Origin of the sequence: Hydrogenophaga sp. BPS33 (assembly GCF_009859475.1) — a bacterium.
GTDB lineage: Bacteria > Pseudomonadota > Gammaproteobacteria > Burkholderiales > Burkholderiaceae_C > Hydrogenophaga.
The window spans coordinates 2,023,827-2,040,117 of sequence record NZ_CP044549.1; the positions used below are offsets into that span (position 1 = coordinate 2,023,827).

A 16,291-nucleotide genomic window follows, 5' to 3' on the forward strand; every position below is an offset into this window, starting at 1 on the left:
GCCCGTTCCCTGAGAATGTGCGGTTTTTCCTGTGTCCGAGCCGCCCTTTTTGATGAACCACATCCGCAATTTTTCGATCATCGCGCACATCGACCATGGCAAGTCCACACTTGCCGATCGCATCATTTCTCGGTGCGGTGGATTGAGCGACCGCGAGATGAGCGAACAGGTGCTCGACTCGATGGACATCGAGAAAGAGCGCGGCATCACCATCAAGGCGCAGACTGCGGCGCTGAAGTACAAGGCGCGCGATGGCAAGGTCTACAACCTCAATCTGATCGACACGCCCGGGCACGTGGACTTCTCGTACGAGGTATCGCGCTCGCTGTCGGCATGTGAGGGTGCGTTGCTGGTGGTGGACGCGAGCCAGGGGGTGGAAGCGCAGACGGTGGCCAACTGCTACACCGCACTCGACCTGGGGGTGGAAGTCGTGCCGGTGCTCAACAAGATGGATCTGCCCAACGCCGATCCGGACAACGCCAAGAGCGAGATCGAGGACGTGATCGGCATCGATGCCACCGACGCCATTCCGTGTTCCGCCAAGACCGGCATGGGTGTGGAAGACATACTGGAAGCGGTGGTCGCGCGCATCCCATCGCCCAAGGGAAATCCCGATGCGCCCCTGCGCGCCATGATCGTGGACAGTTGGTACGACGCCTATGTGGGCGTTGTGATGCTGGTGCGTGTGGTCGATGGTCGTCTGCTCAAAGGCGAGCGCTTCAAGATGATGGCGACCAACACGGTCTACAACGCCGACAACCTTGGCGTGTTCACGCCGGCCAACGAGGCCCGGGAGTCCTTGGAGGCGGGAGAGGTGGGCTACATCATCGCGGGCATCAAGGAGTTGCAGGCGGCCAAGGTGGGTGACACCATCACATTGGAAAAGAAACTGCCCAACAACGCCGGCCCTGCTGCCGAAGCGTTGCCAGGCTTCAAGGAAGTGCAGCCCCAGGTGTTCGCTGGCCTCTACCCCACCGAGGCCAATCAGTACGACGCGCTGCGCGATGCGCTGGAAAAACTCAAGCTCAACGATGCTTCGCTGCACTACGAGCCCGAGGTGTCCCAAGCCTTGGGCTTCGGCTTCCGATGCGGCTTCCTGGGCCTGTTGCACATGGAGATCGTGCAGGAGCGCCTGGAGCGCGAGTTCGATCAGGATCTGATCACCACCGCGCCGAGCGTGGTCTACCAGGTGGTCAAGCCCGATGGCGAGACCATCATGGTCGAGAACCCGTCCAAGATGCCCGAGCAGGGACGCATTGAAGAGATTCGCGAACCCATCGTCACGGTGCATCTATACATGCCGCAGGAGTATGTGGGGGCGGTGATGACGCTGGCGAACCAGAAGCGCGGCGTGCAGCTCAACATGGCGTACCACGGCAAGCAGGTCATGTTGACTTACGACATGCCGCTGGGCGAGATCGTGCTCGACTTCTTCGACAAACTGAAGTCGGTCAGCCGGGGCTATGCGTCCATGGACTACGAGTTCAAGGAGTACCGCGCCTCCGACGTGGTGAAAGTCGACATCCTGCTCAACGGCGAGAAGGTCGATGCGTTGTCCATCATCGTGCACCGCACGCAAGCGCAGTACCGGGGCCGCGCCGTGGCGGCCAAGATGCGTGAGATCATCAGCCGCCAGATGTTCGACGTGGCGATCCAGGCCGCCATTGGCGGCAATGTGATTGCTCGCGAAACGATCAAGGCGCTGCGCAAGAACGTGCTGGCAAAATGCTACGGCGGTGACATCACCCGCAAACGCAAACTCCTCGAAAAACAGAAAGCAGGCAAGAAGCGCATGAAACAGATCGGCTCGGTCGAAGTGCCCCAAGAGGCGTTCCTCGCGATTTTGCAGGTGCAAGACTGATGCAGGCGGTCATGGGAACGATCACGGCCGTGATCCTGGCGGCGCTCGCCGCCTACGCCGGCGCCTGGTACACCGGACTGCTCGAAGGCAATTTCGCCGTGCTCCTGATGCTGGCGACCCTCGTGACCGGCGTTTATTGGGTGGCCGACAAGCTGGTGTTTCTGCCCAGGCGCCGGCGCGCAGCGAAGCGCGTGGTCGACGAGCACAACACGCGCAAGGACGCTTTGCTCAAACAGGGTTTCACCAACATCGAAGGCGATGTGGATGCGACCCGCCAGAAATTGCTGGCGCAACCCTGGTGGCTGGATTGGACGGCGGGCTTGTTTCCGGTGATCCTGGCGGTGTTCGTGCTGCGTTCGTTCCTCTACGAACCGTTCAAGATTCCATCCGGCTCCATGATTCCCACCTTGCGTGTGGGTGACCTGATCCTGGTGAACAAGTTTCACTATGGCGTGCGTCTGCCGGTGTTCAACACCAAGCTGTTCGACAACCACACCCCTCAGCGTGGCGACGTGATGGTGTTCCGTTACCCACCCCAGCCGAGCCTGGATTACATCAAGCGCGTGGTTGGTGTGCCCGGTGACGAGGTGGCCTATCTGAACAAGCAGCTCACGGTCAACGGCCAGTTGGTGCCGCGGGAAAAACAGCCCGATTTCTTTGACAACGACAGCATGCGTTACGCGCGCCAGTTCCGCGAGACGATGGGTGGGCGCAGCTACAACACGCTCAATGACGACGACCGCGCTTCCTTCATTCAGCGCAGCACCGACTTCCCGTTCCTGGATCAATGCCGCTATTCCGTCGAAGGCGTGACCTGCAAGGTACCCGCGGGCCACTATTTCATGATGGGTGACAATCGCGACAATTCCCTCGATTCACGCTATTGGGGCTTTGTCCCCGAAGCCAACATCGTGGGCAAGGCGTTCTTTGTCTGGATGAATTTCGGCGACCTGGGCCGAATCGGATCGTTCGAGTAACCGTGTAGCCTCTGGAGCGAAGACCATGAATCTGAAGCGGCAGCAAAAAGGAATGACGTTCGTCGGCCTGCTTATCGTCGGTGTCGTCATCGTCTATTCGGGTGTGGTGCTGGCGCAGGTCGCGCCCACCTACATCGAATACATGGCCGTGCAGAAGGCGGTACAAAAGGCGGCGGCGGGCACCACCGTGGCCGATGTGCGCAACCTCTTCGACAAGGCCGCTCAGATCGACGACATCCGCTCCATCGCGGGCAAGGACCTGACCGTGGGCAAGGCGGGGGACCGCGTGGTGGTGTCGTTTGCCTACACGCGCGAAATCCACCTGGCCGGTCCCGCGCACCTGGTGATGAAATACGAAGGCCAGTCGAAATGAAATACGAGACGGACCGGCCGCGTCCTGGCAGGCGCTGCTTCCTTTGAGTCCCGAGCTTCAGGCGCTGCAGAAGCGCCTCCAACATGTTTTTGCCAATCCCCGGTTGCTCGAACGTGCCCTGACGCACCGCAGCTTCTCGGCCGACCACAACGAGCGGCTGGAGTTTCTGGGCGACTCTGTGCTCAGCTTGGCGGTGTCCGGCCTGTTGTTCGAAAAACTGAGCCAGTTGCCCGAGGGCGATTTGTCTCGGGTGCGAGCGAATCTCGTCAAGCAAGACACCTTGTTCCAGATCGCTTCCGGTTTGGGGCTTTCGACGGGACTGCGCCTGGGCGATGGGGAAAAGCGTTCCGGCGGACACAAGCGGCCCTCCATCCTGGCCGACGCACTGGAGGCGCTGATCGGGGCGGTGTACCTCGACGCCGGATTTGAAATCGCAGCAGCCTTGGTGCACCGGCTATACAGCAACATCGAACTCAATGCGCAGATGAGCGCCATGGGCAAGGATGCCAAGACCGAATTGCAGGAGTGGTTGCAGGCGCGCAAAATGAAGTTGCCGGTCTACCGCGTGGTGGCCACGCTCGGCGAGGCGCACAAGCAGACGTTTGACGTCGAGTGCACCGTCACCGAGACCGGGCACAGCGAACGCGGCATCGGTGCGTCGCGTCGGGCTGGTGAGCAGGCTGCCGCTGCCGCCATGTTTCAACACCTCATCGCGGCGCTGCCGCCGTCCAAGGGGGCTTCCAGCGTGTTCCCAGGCTCTTCTTCCACGACCCCAACGCCCGGCCAGCCACGGCGCTGAATGTATGTCTTCCTCCCCTGCTTCCCCGCCTGCCAATCCCGACCTGGACGCCATGCTGGCGCAGGCCCTGGGCAAGGACGCCGCCGGTCCTGCTGCCACGGCCGAGGGTGTTCCTGAAGAGGCGCCCGTCGATCCCGCGCAGCAGCGCTGCGGTTACGTGGCCATCGTCGGCAAGCCCAACGTGGGCAAGTCCACCTTGCTCAACGCACTCGTGGGTCAGAAGGTCAGCATCACCTCGCGCAAGGCCCAGACCACGCGCCACCGCATCACGGGCATCCGCACCTTGGGCTCCACGCAGTTCGTGTTCGTCGACACGCCAGGCTTTCAGACCCGCCACGGTAACGCGCTCAACCGCGCGCTGAACAAGACCGTGCTGGGGGCGGTGAACGACGTCGATTTGATTCTTTTTGTCGTCGAAGCCGGCCACTTCAACCTGGCCGATGCCAAGGCGCTGTCCATGTTGCCGGCCAACGTGCCCGCCATGCTGGTGGCCAACAAGTTCGATCTGGTGCACCGGCGCGGCGACCTTGCGCCGTGGTTGCGGTCGATGCAGGAGCGCCACCCGTTTGCCGAGTTCGTGCCCATGTCGGCCAAGGCCTCGAAGGACATCGAACGGCTGTTCGGCATCTGCGAGAAGTACCTGCCGCAGCAACCCTGGATGCACGATCCGGACGATCTGACCGACCGCAGCGAGCGCTTCATGGCCGCCGAAATGGTGCGCGAAAAGCTGTTTCGCCTGACCGGCGACGAACTGCCCTACACCTCGACCGTGATCATCGACAAGTTCGAGGAAGAGGGCTCGCTCAAACGCATCGCCGCCACCATCGTGGTGGAACGCGAAGGCCACAAGGGCATGGTGATTGGCGAGAAGGGCGAGAAGCTCAAACGCATTGGCACCGAGGCCCGGCAAGAGCTGGAGAAACTCTGGGATTGCAAGGTGTTCCTGGAGCTCTGGGTGAAGGTGCGCTCAGGCTGGGCCGATGACGATGCGCGCGTGCGCTCGTTCGGCTACGAGTAAGCCGCAATGCTTCGACGCGCCCGCCGCCGGACGCCATGGCCCTGAAGCGATATTCCGAAGAACCGGCATTCGTCCTGCACCGCTACGACTGGAGCGAGACCAGCCTCGTGCTGGAGGTCTTCACCCGCCACCACGGCCGTATTGCCCTGGTGGCCAAGGGCGTGAAGCGCCCCACCTCGCAGTTTCGCCCGGTGTTGCTGCCCTTGCAGCCGCTGCAGCTGTCTTGGTCGGGCGATGCGGAGGTGCGCACGCTCAAGGCCGCGCACTGGCTCGGTGGGCACGTCATGCCCACCGGCGAGGCGCTGATTTCGGGCAGCTACCTCAACGAACTGCTCATGCGCTTGCTCGCGCGGGACGATCCGCACGAGCGGCTGTTCGACCACTTCGCCACGGCGGTGCAGCTGCTGGCGGAAAAAAGCGATGCGCAGGAACTGGTGTTGCGCGCTTTCGAGCTGCTCCTGCTGCGCGATATCGGCGTGTTGCCCGACCTTGCGCACGAGGGCAATACGCTGGCCGAGCTCGACCCCGAGCAGCGCTACCTGCTCGGACACGAAAGCGGGCTGAGCCTGGCGCAAGCGGGTGAGCGCCAGGCGCTCACCGGTGAACAATGGATGGATCTGCAGTCGGCCATGGACCAGCCAGCGCCTTTCGTTCCGACGCTGCGGGCCTGCGCCGCATGTTTGCAAGCCCTGCGGCTGCCGCTGCGCAACCTGCTGCACTACCATTGCGGCGTGCGCGTGTTCAAGACACGCCAGCTGATGTTGGACGTGCAAGCCATGACCCGGCATCGCCCAACCGCTGGCCCCGACGTGGACACTGTTTCCGAATCCCCACCGACACCCCTCGCACCATGACCGTGGTTTCCAGCCCTCCGCAGCCTTCGGCCACCGCGCTGTCGGTCAATCTCAACAAAGTCGCCCTGGTGCGCAACACCCGCCACTTGGGCATTCCGTCGGTCACGCGCGCGGCCACCCTGTGCCTGCAGGCCGGCGCGCAGGGCATCACGGTGCATCCCAGGCCGGACGAGCGCCACATCCGTGCGCACGACGTGCACGATCTGGCCGAGTTGCTCAAGGCTTGGCCAGACCGCGAGTTCAATATCGAAGGCAATCCGTTTCACAACCTGATGGGTTTCGTGCGCGACGTGCGACCGCAGCAGGTCACCTTCGTGCCCGACAGCGAGGGGCAATTCACCAGCGATCACGGCTGGAGCTTCCCGGCCGATGTCGAACGCCTGCGCCCCTTGATTGCGGAGGCCCAGGCGCTGGGCGCCCGCGTGAGCCTGTTCATGGACGCCGAGCCCGGCCAGATGGCGGCCGCCAGGGCGGTGGGGGCCGATCGCGTCGAACTCTACACCGAGCCTTATGCCGCCGCCTGGCATTCACCGCAGCGCGATGCCCAGCTCGAACGTTTTCGATCTGCCGCGCAGGCCGCGCTCGACGCGGGCCTGGGGGTCAATGCCGGGCACGACCTGAACCGCGAGAACCTCAGCGCCTTCGTGCGCGCGGTGCCCGGACTGCGCGAGGTGTCGATCGGACATGCCTTGATCTCGGATGCGCTGGAACTGGGTTACGCCCAGACCATCGCCGCCTACAACCGCTGCATCCGCGACGCGAGATGATCGTCGGCATCGGTACCGATATTTGCGACATCCGGCGCATCGAGGCCGTGTTGCAGCGCCAGGGCGAGCGCTTCGTGCGCAAGGTGCTGAGCGATGCGGAGTTCACCGTCTGGCAAAAGCGCAGCGCGCGCTGGCCGCAGCGGGGCGTGCGTTACCTGGCCACGCGTTTTTCGGCCAAGGAAGCGTTCTCGAAGGCCGTGGGCATGGGCATGCGCATGCCGATGACGTGGCGCAGCTGTGAAATCAACAACCTGCCCAGTGGGCAGCCGGTGATCGTGTTGCACGGCGATCTCAAAACCTGGTTCGAGGCGCAGGGCTTGCGCGCCCACGTGACCGTGACCGACGAAACCGACTACGCCGCGAGCTTCGTGGTGGTGGAACGCGACTGACCCTTTTTTTCCTATTCCATGCACGCACACGCTCCTCTCATCATCGACGTGGCGGGCTACAGCCTGACCACCGCCGACCGCCAACGCCTGGCCCACCCCTTGGTGGGCGGGGTCATCCTGTTTGGCCGCAACTGGCAGAGCCGAGAACAGCTCACGGCGCTGTGCCGCCAGATCAAGGCCGTGCGGCACGACCTGCTCATCGCGGTCGATCATGAAGGTGGGCGCGTTCAACGTTTTCGCACCGATGGCTTCACCCACCTGCCACCCATGGCCAGCCTGGGAGCGTTGTGGATGCGCGCCGCGAAAGCGGGCGATGTCGAAGGGGCCGCTGCGCTGGAAGCAAGCAATGCCGCCGTGGCCACGGGCTATGTGCTGGGTGCCGAGCTGCGGGCCTGTGGTGTGGACCTGAGCTTTACGCCAGTGCTCGACCTGGACTACGGCGAGAGCTCGGTGATCGGTGACCGTTCCTTTGCGCGGGATCCTCGCGTCGTCACCCTGCTGGCCCAAAGCCTCATGCATGGCCTGCTGCAAAGCGGCATGGGCAACTGCGGCAAACACTTTCCTGGCCACGGCTTCGTGAAGGCCGACTCGCACCTTGCGATGCCGGTGGACCGCCGCAGCCTCAAGGCCATCCTCGCCGAGGACGCGGCGCCATACGGCTGGTTGTCGGCGAGCCTGCAGGCGGTGATGCCGGCGCACGTGATCTATGCCAAGGTGGATCCGCGGCCGGCGGGCTTTTCATCTCGCTGGCTGCAGGACATCCTGCGCGCCCGCCTGGGCTTCACCGGCGCGATCTTCAGCGACGACCTGAGCATGGCCGCCGCGCGCCAGATCGGCGGGCGCGAGGTGAGTTTCCCCGAAGCCGCGCTGGCCGCGCTCGCGGCGGGCGGCGATCTGGTGTTGCTGTGCAACCAGTCGGTGGTGGAGGGCGGAGCGCCGATCGACGAGGCTATCGATGCCTTGTCGCAGGCCGCGCTCACGGGCGCCTGGCAACCGAATGCGGCGAGCGAAGAGCGGCGCCTGGCGCTGCTGCCGCGCCTGGCGTCGCCCGATTGGGATGCGCTGATGGTCAGCGAGCGCTACATGCAGGCGCTGTCGCTGTTGCCGGGATGACGGCGGCGTGGGTCGCCTGACGGGCGACCTGCGGGGCTTCAGGGGCCGCCGTCCAGGCCGAGCTTGTCCAGCAGGTCCGACACCAGCTCCAGGCGGACCAGCGGATTGTCCAGCGTCATCAGGCGCTGTTTGAGTTCCACCGGCGCGGGCAGCAATTCAGCCCAGCGGTTGGCGATCCAGCCGCAGTCATCCCACTGGTAGGGTGGCTGAATGGGAATTTGCCCCAGCGCGTCCGGGTTGCGTTCGTGCAGGCTTTGCAGCACGCGCTGCAAGGCGCTGCGGGTGTTGGCGAGGTGATCGGGCACGGGCACCACCGACTCGGCCTCGTCCAGTTGCACGTCGGCCATCCAGAGCCCGTGCGGCAGCTGGCGGCGCTGCGACAGGTGGAAACGCTGCAGACCCCGGCAGCGGATCATCATCAGTCCGGGCTGTGGGCGATCAAGATGCTCGATCTGCGCCAGGGTGCCGACCGGGTGGAAAACCTCTTTGGCAAACGCATCACCCGTCGCTGGGGCGTTGGGGTCGATCTTGCGCACCTCGCTGCCTTCACTCAGGCAGACAACCCCGAAGGGCGCGCCGGTCTTGTGGCAGCGGCCAATCATGTCGAGATAGCGCACCTCGAAGATGCGCAGCGGCAGCCAGCCTCCCGGAAAAAGCACGGTCTGCAACGGAAACAAGGGGAGTTGCGACAGTGTCAGGGCCTGCGGGGGCCGCGCGGAGTTCAATCGTTGACCACCGCGTCGGCGCTTTGGCGTTGCAACATCGCCAGGCTGCTGGCGATGGTGGCGCGCAGTTCGCGCCGGTCGCAAATGAAGTCCACCGCACCCTTGGTCTGCAGGAACTCGGCGCGCTGAAAGCCTTCGGGCAGCTTCACGCGCACGGTATTTTCGATCACGCGCGGGCCGGCAAAACCGATCAGGGCCTTGGGCTCTGCGATGACGATGTCGCCCAGGAAGGCAAAGCCCGCGCTCACACCGCCCATGGTGGGGTCGGTCAGCACGCTGATGTAGGGCAGGCCCTTCTTGGCCAGGCGCGTCAGGGAGGCGTTGGTTTTGGCCATCTGCATGAGCGAGAGCAGACCTTCCTGCATGCGCGCGCCACCCGTGGCGGTGAAGCACAAGAAAGGCACTTTCTGCGCGATCGCTTCTTCCACACCGCGCACAAAACGTTCGCCGACCACCGAGCCCATCGAGCCGCCCATGAAGTCGAATTCGAAACACGCCACCACCAGGCTGATGCCGTGCACCGCGCCACCCATGACCACCAGCGCGTCGGTCTCTCCGGTGGTCTCCAGCGCGTCTTTCAGGCGTTCGGGGTACTTGCGGCTGTCCTTGAACTTGAGCGCGTCGACCGGCAGCACTTCCTGTGCGATCTCGTAGCGGCCTTCGGCGTCCAGAAAAGCATTGAGGCGGGCACGCGCACCGATGCGGTGGTGGTGGCTGCAATGGGGGCAGACGTTCTGGTTCTTCTCCAGATCGTTCTTGTACAGCACGGCTTCGCAGCTCGGGCACTTGATCCACAGACCTTCGGGCACGCTGCGGCGCTCGGTGGGGTTGGTGGGGGTGATCTTGGGGGGCAGCAGTTTTTCGAGCCAGGACATGGTGTTTCTCCGTGCGGCGGCGCCGGCGGGCGCCAGCGGGAATTATGCGTCGAGCGCTTTCCGGATGGTGCGAAGGAACTGGATGGCGACCGCCACCACTTTTTCGTGCGGTTCGTTCTCCAGCAACTGGATGATCTTGCTGCCGATCACCACCGCGTCGGCGGTCTGGCCGATGGCGCGCGCGGTGTCGGCATCGCGAATGCCAAAGCCCACACCCACCGGAATGCTCACGTGCGCACGGATGCGCGGCAGCATGGCCTCGACCTGGTCGACATTGAGCGTGCCAGCCCCTGTCACGCCCTTGAGCGACACGTAGTACACGTAGCCACTGGCCACGCGTGCTACCTGTGCCATGCGCTCGTCGGTCGACGTGGGCGCCAGCAGGAAGATCAGGTCCATGCCATGCGCGCGCAGTGCGGCGGCAAAGTCTTCGCACTCCTCGGGTGGGTAGTCCACGACCAGCACGCCATCGACGCCTGCTTCACTGGCATCGCGCACGAAGGCGCCCGCACCGTGTTTCTGGTCGTAGCGCTCGACCGGGTTGGCATACCCCATGAGCACCACCGGCGTGGTGGTGTTGCGTTCGCGAAAGCTGCGCACCATGGCCAGCACCTGCGTCATGCCAATGCCCAGTGCCAGCGCGCGATCACCCGCTTTCTGGATCACCGGGCCATCGGCCGACGGGTCGGAGAAGGGCACGCCCAACTCGATGACGTCCGCACCCGCTTCTGCCATGCCGTGCATCAGATCGGGGGTGATGTCGGCGAACGGAAAGCCGGCGGTCACGTACGGAATCAAGGCCTTGCGGTTCTGGGCTTTGAGTTGAGTGAAAGTGTTTTCGATGCGGCTCATTTCCCGGAGCCTCCTTTGACGGTGTGTCCACGCATGGAAGGACGGTCGTAGAAGTCCACGCCCGAGAGATCGGCCACGGTGCCGATGTCCTTGTCGCCACGGCCCGAAAGGTTGACCAGGATGGACTGGTCGGGCCGCATGGTTTTGGCGAGCTTGAGGGCATGGGCCATGGCATGGCTCGATTCCAGCGCGGGGATGATGCCCTCGGTGCGGCAGAGATGGTGGAAGGCCTCCAGGGCTTCGGCATCGGTGATGCCGACGTACTCGGCACGGCCGATGTCCTTGAGGAACGCGTGCTCCGGGCCCACGCCGGGGTAGTCCAGGCCGGCGCTGATGCTGTGCGTTTCGGTGACTTGGCCGTTGTCGTCCTGCAGCACATAGGTGCGGTTGCCGTGCAGCACGCCGGGGCTGCCCATTTGCAGCGAAGCCGAGTGCTTGCCGCTGCCCATGCCTTCCCCGGCCGCCTCCACGCCAATCAGGCGCGTTTTCTCGTGTCCGATATACGGGTAGAAGATACCCATGGCGTTGCTGCCACCGCCCACACAGGCGATCACGGCATCGGGCTGCTCGCCGGCACATCCTGCGGCTTTGAGCATCTCAGGCATCTGCACGAGGCATTCGTTGCCGATCACGCTCTGGAAATCGCGCACCATCATGGGATAGGGGTGCGGCCCGGCCACGGTGCCGATGATGTAGAAGGTGTTGTCCACGTTGGCGACCCAATCGCGCATGGCTTCGTTGAGTGCGTCCTTCAGCGTCTTGCTGCCGCTCTCCACGGGCACCACGGTGGCACCGAGCAACTTCATGCGGTACACGTTGGGGCTCTGGCGCTTCACGTCCTCGCTGCCCATGTAGACCACGCACTCCAGGCCATAGCGCGCGCAGATCGTGGCGGTGGCCACGCCGTGCTGGCCCGCGCCTGTCTCGGCAATGATGCGCGGTTTGCCCATGCGGCGCGCCAGCATGGCCTGGCCGATGGTGTTGTTCACCTTGTGCGCGCCGGTGTGGTTGAGGTCCTCGCGCTTCAGGAAGATCTGGGCGCCGCCGATCTCGCGGCTTGTGCGCGCCGCATGGTAGACCGGGCTGGGGCGGCCCACATAGTGCACGAGTTCGCTCTTGAACTCGGCAAGGAACTCGGGGTCGTGCTGGTACTTCGCGTAGGCGGCGCGCAGTTCGTTGATGGCGTGCGTGAGCGTCTCGCTCACGAAGCTGCCACCGTAGATGCCGAAGTGGCCTCGAGCGTCGGGTTGTTGGTAGGTCTGCATGGGGTTGGGTCTCTGATCGGCCGCCATCCTGACCCCATGGAGATGGGAGTCAGGCAGGGCGGGGGGGCTGCGCATCGGCCGCCCGCACGGCGGCCACGAAAGCGAGCATCTTGTCGGGGTCCTTGATGCCTTTGGCGGCTTCGACCCCGGAGCTCACGTCAACGGCCCAAGGCCGTACGCGCGAGATGCCATCGGTCACGTTTGCAGGCGTGAGTCCACCAGACAAAACGAGGCGAGAGCTGGCGTTTAGAAGCGGATGTGACCAAGGGAATGCTGTCCAGTCAAAGGATTGACCACCGCCGCCATAGCCCTCGACGTGGGCGTCGAGCAGGATGGCCTGAGCGGCCGCGTGATCCGACGCGTATTTTAGAAGATCGAAGCGGGCTCCGTCCGGGCCCGTGGGAATACGCGCGGCGCGCAGGAACGGGCGTCCTGCGGCCTGGCAGTCGCTGGGCGTCTCGTCGCCATGGAATTGCAGCAGCGCCTGTGGGACGGCTTCAATGCCGCGCTGGATCTGTTCGGTGCTGGCGTTGACAAACAGCAGGACCGGGGTGACGAAGGGCGGCAGGCGGCGGGCCAGCACACCCGCGCGTTCGGCGGTGACATGGCGAGGGCTTTTTTCGTACAGTACGAAGCCGATGGCATCGGCGCCGGCTCTTGCGGCCGCGTCGACATCGGCCTCGCGGGTGAGGCCGCAGATCTTGATGCGGGTGCGGTGCAGGGTCATGGAAGCCAGTCGAAAGCGGGCGTGCGTTGCGGCAGTCCCAGTGCGGCATCGTAGACCGGCCCGAGAAAGTACAGGCCGTCAGGGGAAAACGTGGGAGCGGCGGCGTCGCGGTTGCGCGCTTGCAGCACCTCGGTCATCCAGGAGGCAGGGCGGTTGCCGCTGCCGATGGCGATCAGGCAGCCCATGATGTTGCGGATCATGTGGTGCAGAAACGCGCTGGCTTCGAACTCGAAGCGCCAGTAGTGCCCCCGGCGTGCAATGTCCAGCCGCAGGAGATGCTTGATGGGCGAATGTGCCTGGCATTGCGCGGCGCGAAACGAGGTGAAATCGTGCTCGCCGACCAAGGCCTGGGCGGCTTCTACCATGGGTTCGAGGCTGAGGGGGCGAAACACCCAGCCCACCTGACCGGCGTCGACACTGGGGCGCACGGGCGATTCCAGCAGGATGTAGGCGTACCGCCGCGAACGGGCGCTGGCCCGCGCATGAAAGCTGGCCGCGGCGGTGCGTGCCCACTGCACCGCGATGGTGTCGGGCAAGAAGCTGTTGGTGCCGCGCACCCAGGCGTTTTCGGCCCGCTCCACCGGGGTGTCGAAGTGCACCACCTGCATCAGGCCGTGTACGCCTGCATCGGTGCGTCCCGCGCAAAGCGTCTTGACGGTGTCCTGGGCGCTGAACCGGGCGAGCGCGGATTCGAGGTGGTCCTGTACCGTGCGCCCGCTGGGCTGGCTCTGCCAGCCGTCATAGGCACGGCCGTTGTAGCTCACACCGAGTGCGATGCGCAGGCTTGCAGGATCGGATGCCGGGGACGAGAGAGGCAAAGGCGGAACCGGCGCGGCGCGAGCGATCAGGCCAGGTCGGCCAGGAAGGTGCCAGCCTTGGTCTTGAGCGAGCCCGAGGCTTCGGCCAATACTTCTTCGGCCAGCGAACGTGCGCCCTCGAAGTCGCCGATCGCACGGAACTCTTCGGCCAGCGACAACTTGGTCTCCAGCGGGTTTTCCTCGGTCAGGTTTCCGGCGAAGGTTGCCTCTTCGGGGGCCGGTTGCGGGCTCAGGTCGAGGTTGATGCCGTTGAGATCGAACGACAGCATCTCCGGGGTCTCGACGGGCGGTGTCTGGAACGGCGCTTCGGCCTTTTCGGACGTTGCGGTCGTTTCCAGATCCAGCATCGGATCCTCGTCAAACGTCGGAATCGACAGTGCGTCGGCAATGGGCTCGGCACTGATGGGGTCCGCCGTCGACAGCGGTGCTGGTCCGGATGGGAAGTCGAGGTCGAAGTCCATGGACATCGAAGAAGGCGGGCCCTCATGGGCGACTTCCACCGGTGCTGCCATATCGCCGCCGATGTCCAGATCGGTGGCGTGTGCGGGCGCTGCAGCGGGTTGCGCAGGCTCATCGAGCGAGAAATCGAGGTCCAGATCCAGCGCGTCCGCGTCGGACGGCGCACGCACCTTGGCGGACTCGCTCAAACTGCTCGCGACGAAGGGCATGGTGTGCATCACGCCGGCGGCATCGACGGGTGCGGCCACTTTGACGGCCGGAGCACCGCCAGGCTTGTACAGCGGATTGGACGGATCGAGTTCCCTACCGAGCTCGCAGGCGTGTTCCCATTCCGCCCCTTGGCCTTGCGTGAGTCCATAGGCCTCGGTGGCCACGACCTCGAATGCCCGCGCATCCCGGCGCTTGGCGTAGATCTCCAGAAGCTTGTTGTGGATGGCCACGCGCGTGGGGGTGCTGCGCATGGCTTCCTTGAGGATTTCCTCTGCCTGCAAGTCCCGTCCGTAGGCGAGGTAGACGTCCGCTTCTGCCACCGGGTCCACATCACCCGCTGCATCCAGCTGGCTGGGGGAATAGACCATGGACGAGCCCGAGGCGGTCGACTCCGCCGTGTCGATGCGCTGGCCACCGCTGGATCCAAAGAACGAGTCGGGTTGCAGGCGGCTTTCGAGGAACGAGCTGTCCACGTTGGCGTTGTGCCTGCGCTGGCGCACCCGATAGATGCCCAAGCCGGCCAGCAGGGCCAGCAGGCCTCCTACCAGTGGCAGGGCCAGGGGGTTGTCGCGCAACTGATCGAAGAAAGAAGGCTCGTCGGGCAAAGGCGTGGGCACAGGCAGCGGCGCTTTCACCGGTGCGGGTGTCGTCGACGGTTCGGCGGGCGTTGCCTGCGGCGCGGGTGGCGCTGCGGGCGCTTCCGCCGCCGCGGCTGGAGCAGGCGTGGGCTCCGTGGCGGCAGGTGCCGTGGGCACGGTCACGGCAGGTGCGGGCGTTGCAGGTGCGGGCGTTGCGGGTGCGGCCGGAGCCGCTGCCGTCGGCGCTGAAGGCGGTGTTGCCCCCGAGGGAGCACCTGCACCCAACTTAGACAGCTCCTCGATGTTGCGCGAGAGCTCGGCCACGCGGGAAGACGTTTCCTTGGCCTGACGCTCCGTGGCGATCTTGTCTTCGCTGGCGGTCTGGCCGGGGGCCGTCGGTTTGGCCAAGGTCAGCTTGTCGGTCGCGGGTGCGGCGGGTTTGGCTTCTTTCACCTCCGTCTGCACTTGCCCAGCGGCTTGGCGGTCGGCGGCCGACACGCCGGCATCTGGCGCATTGCCGGCAAGGCGTCGACGGAACTCGTTGAAGTCGCGGCTTTGAGCGACGATGGTCTGGCGCGCCTCGGAGGCAGAGACGGCGCTGGCTTCGGCGGCGCTCGGGAGGTTCATGACCACCCCGGACTTCATGCGGTTGACGTTGCCTCCGATGAAGGCGTTGGGATTCTGCTGCAGCATCGCCACGAGCATCTGGTCCAGCGACACGGTGGCCGGTTTGTGGGCTGCTGCGATGGCGCCTGCGGTATCGCCCGATCGAACGCGCACTTGTCCGCCCTCTTGGCCACTCGGGTTGGGACTGGCGGGCGCGGGGGCTGGCGCTTGAGCCACGGGGGCAGGCGCAGGTACAGGTACGGGGGCTGGCCTGGGTGCCTGTGCCTGCGGTGGCGCGGTGTTGCGTGGGGCCGTTGGGCGTGCAGCGGGTGGCGTGGCTGGAGGCGTTGCGGCTGCGAGTCCAGGTGCCACGGGCGTTGGTGCCGGGCGGGTTTCCGCGCGCTGGGGCGGTGGATCGAACAGAAGGGTGTAGTCGCGGACGATGCGACCGGTAGACCAGTTGGCTTCGACGACCAGATCCACAAAGGGCTCGGTGATCGGCCGAGAGCCCGTCAAGCGCAGATAGGCTCGGCCGTCCGCGCGGCGTTGCAGGGTGATCTGCAGTGAAGCGATGGCCGCATTGACTTCGGCACCGGCCGCACGGAAGGTGTCGCCCGACGCCAGTCCTACGCGAAGACTGGCGGCTTCGGCGGCGTTGATGTCTGGAACATCAATCTCTGCGCGAAGCGGCTCGCCCAACGACGACTGCACGACCACGCGTCCCAGTGCCAGCGCCTGCGCATCGGGATGTTGTGCGAGGCCTGCGCAAAGCAACGCCGCGGCAGCGACCGCATGCAACCTCAAGAACCCGTTGCCTCCAGCACTTTGTTGCACTTTTTGGGGGGGTTGAGATGGGTTGTTGCGGGAGTTGGATGGCACTTTGACCTCGACATAGAAAACCGAGAATTGACCATAACATCAACGCATTACAGTGACAAGCTGAGATTCCGCTTGAGTTTCGCGGCCGACCTTTTGTCGACCGCGTGCTCTGCTTTTGCGTTGCAGAGGCGCAACGCGAGTTCAAC

At 64.7% G+C, this 16,291-nt stretch carries 16 protein-coding genes; 9 read left to right on the plus strand and 7 right to left on the minus strand.

Going from position 1 to position 16,291, the window contains the following annotated elements; translation table 11 throughout:
* Positions 1-52 precede the first annotated feature (52 nt).
* Genes lepA through nagZ form a run of 9 tightly spaced genes read left to right on the plus strand, consistent with a single transcriptional unit; the run spans position 53 to position 8,151 of the window.
* Positions 53-1,861: a translation elongation factor 4 gene (gene lepA / locus F9K07_RS09550; RefSeq protein WP_159591992.1), complete on the plus strand. Its 1,809-nt coding sequence runs from the start codon at positions 53-55 to the stop codon at positions 1,859-1,861.
* Complete coding sequence (lepB, locus tag F9K07_RS09555) at positions 1,861-2,838, plus strand: signal peptidase I (protein ID WP_159591995.1); 978 nt, start codon at positions 1,861-1,863, stop codon at positions 2,836-2,838. The genes lepA and lepB overlap by 1 nt, the downstream gene beginning before the upstream one ends.
* Positions 2,839-2,863: 25 nt before the next feature.
* Positions 2,864-3,211 (plus strand): DUF4845 domain-containing protein, encoded by a 348-nt coding sequence (locus F9K07_RS09560; RefSeq protein ID WP_159591998.1) that lies wholly within the window; start codon positions 2,864-2,866, stop codon positions 3,209-3,211.
* 43 nt (positions 3,212-3,254) lie between these two features.
* Entirely contained in the window at positions 3,255-4,010 is a 756-nt protein-coding gene (gene rnc / locus F9K07_RS09565; protein WP_159592001.1) for a ribonuclease III, read from the plus strand.
* Between the two features lie 4 nt (positions 4,011-4,014).
* A complete protein-coding gene (gene era / locus F9K07_RS09570) occupies positions 4,015-5,028 on the plus strand; it encodes a GTPase Era (protein WP_159592004.1) in 1,014 nt (337 codons plus the stop codon).
* 35 nt (positions 5,029-5,063) lie between these two features.
* Complete coding sequence (recO, locus tag F9K07_RS09575; RefSeq protein ID WP_159592007.1) at positions 5,064-5,882, plus strand: DNA repair protein RecO; 819 nt, start codon at positions 5,064-5,066, stop codon at positions 5,880-5,882.
* Positions 5,879-6,649 (plus strand): pyridoxine 5'-phosphate synthase, encoded by a 771-nt coding sequence (locus F9K07_RS09580; RefSeq protein ID WP_159592010.1) that lies wholly within the window; start codon positions 5,879-5,881, stop codon positions 6,647-6,649. The genes recO and F9K07_RS09580 overlap by 4 nt, the downstream gene beginning before the upstream one ends.
* On the plus strand, positions 6,646-7,038 hold the full coding sequence (gene acpS, locus F9K07_RS09585; protein WP_159592012.1) for a holo-ACP synthase: 393 nt from the start codon (positions 6,646-6,648) through the stop codon (positions 7,036-7,038). The genes F9K07_RS09580 and acpS overlap by 4 nt, the downstream gene beginning before the upstream one ends.
* Positions 7,039-7,056: 18 nt before the next feature.
* Positions 7,057-8,151, plus strand: coding sequence for a beta-N-acetylhexosaminidase (nagZ, locus tag F9K07_RS09590; protein WP_159592015.1), 1,095 nt, complete (start codon positions 7,057-7,059; stop codon positions 8,149-8,151).
* Between the two features lie 38 nt (positions 8,152-8,189).
* On the opposite strand, the gene F9K07_RS09595 is transcribed toward nagZ, so the two are convergent.
* From F9K07_RS09595 to F9K07_RS09625, 7 genes are all read right to left on the minus strand, one after another.
* Positions 8,190-8,876 (minus strand): LON peptidase substrate-binding domain-containing protein, encoded by a 687-nt coding sequence (locus tag F9K07_RS09595; protein ID WP_159592018.1) that lies wholly within the window; start codon positions 8,874-8,876, stop codon positions 8,190-8,192.
* Complete coding sequence (gene accD / locus F9K07_RS09600; RefSeq protein ID WP_159592021.1) at positions 8,873-9,751, minus strand: acetyl-CoA carboxylase, carboxyltransferase subunit beta; 879 nt, start codon at positions 9,749-9,751, stop codon at positions 8,873-8,875. Before accD ends, F9K07_RS09595 begins: the two co-directional genes overlap by 4 nt.
* Positions 9,752-9,793: 42 nt before the next feature.
* Positions 9,794-10,603 carry a tryptophan synthase subunit alpha gene (gene trpA / locus F9K07_RS09605; RefSeq protein WP_159592024.1) on the minus strand — a complete coding sequence of 270 codons (810 nt, stop codon included), beginning with the start codon at positions 10,601-10,603 and terminating at the stop codon, positions 9,794-9,796.
* Positions 10,600-11,868, minus strand: a complete 1,269-nt coding sequence (gene trpB, locus F9K07_RS09610) for a tryptophan synthase subunit beta (RefSeq protein ID WP_159592027.1) — start codon at positions 11,866-11,868, stop codon at positions 10,600-10,602. The genes trpA and trpB overlap by 4 nt, the downstream gene beginning before the upstream one ends.
* Before the next feature lie 49 nt (positions 11,869-11,917).
* Positions 11,918-12,595 (minus strand): phosphoribosylanthranilate isomerase, encoded by a 678-nt coding sequence (locus tag F9K07_RS09615; RefSeq protein WP_159592030.1) that lies wholly within the window; start codon positions 12,593-12,595, stop codon positions 11,918-11,920.
* Positions 12,592-13,377 carry a tRNA pseudouridine(38-40) synthase TruA gene (truA, locus tag F9K07_RS09620; RefSeq protein WP_159596881.1) on the minus strand — a complete coding sequence of 262 codons (786 nt, stop codon included), beginning with the start codon at positions 13,375-13,377 and terminating at the stop codon, positions 12,592-12,594. The genes F9K07_RS09615 and truA overlap by 4 nt, the downstream gene beginning before the upstream one ends.
* 62 nt (positions 13,378-13,439) lie before the next feature.
* Entirely contained in the window at positions 13,440-16,070 is a 2,631-nt protein-coding gene (locus F9K07_RS09625; protein ID WP_159592033.1) for a FimV/HubP family polar landmark protein, read from the minus strand.
* Positions 16,071-16,291: the final 221 nt, after the last annotated feature.

What these genes read in the sequence shown, in the direction of transcription:
- lepA (WP_159591992.1), top strand. Translation starts at nt 53, where the DNA reads ATGAACCACATCCGCAATTTTTCGATCATCGCGCACATCGACCATGGC.
- era (WP_159592004.1), top strand. Translation starts at nt 4,015, where the DNA reads ATGTCTTCCTCCCCTGCTTCCCCGCCTGCCAATCCCGACCTGGACGCC.
- recO (WP_159592007.1), top strand. Translation starts at nt 5,064, where the DNA reads ATGGCCCTGAAGCGATATTCCGAAGAACCGGCATTCGTCCTGCACCGC.
- F9K07_RS09580 (WP_159592010.1), top strand. Translation starts at nt 5,879, where the DNA reads ATGACCGTGGTTTCCAGCCCTCCGCAGCCTTCGGCCACCGCGCTGTCG.
- F9K07_RS09560 (WP_159591998.1), top strand. Translation starts at nt 2,864, where the DNA reads ATGAATCTGAAGCGGCAGCAAAAAGGAATGACGTTCGTCGGCCTGCTT.
- lepB (WP_159591995.1), top strand. Translation starts at nt 1,861, where the DNA reads ATGCAGGCGGTCATGGGAACGATCACGGCCGTGATCCTGGCGGCGCTC.
- trpB (WP_159592027.1), bottom strand. Translation starts at nt 11,868, where the DNA reads ATGCAGACCTACCAACAACCCGACGCTCGAGGCCACTTCGGCATCTAC.
- F9K07_RS09615 (WP_159592030.1), bottom strand. Translation starts at nt 12,595, where the DNA reads ATGACCCTGCACCGCACCCGCATCAAGATCTGCGGCCTCACCCGCGAG.
- nagZ (WP_159592015.1), top strand. Translation starts at nt 7,057, where the DNA reads ATGCACGCACACGCTCCTCTCATCATCGACGTGGCGGGCTACAGCCTG.
- acpS (WP_159592012.1), top strand. Translation starts at nt 6,646, where the DNA reads ATGATCGTCGGCATCGGTACCGATATTTGCGACATCCGGCGCATCGAG.
- trpA (WP_159592024.1), bottom strand. Translation starts at nt 10,603, where the DNA reads ATGAGCCGCATCGAAAACACTTTCACTCAACTCAAAGCCCAGAACCGC.
- accD (WP_159592021.1), bottom strand. Translation starts at nt 9,751, where the DNA reads ATGTCCTGGCTCGAAAAACTGCTGCCCCCCAAGATCACCCCCACCAAC.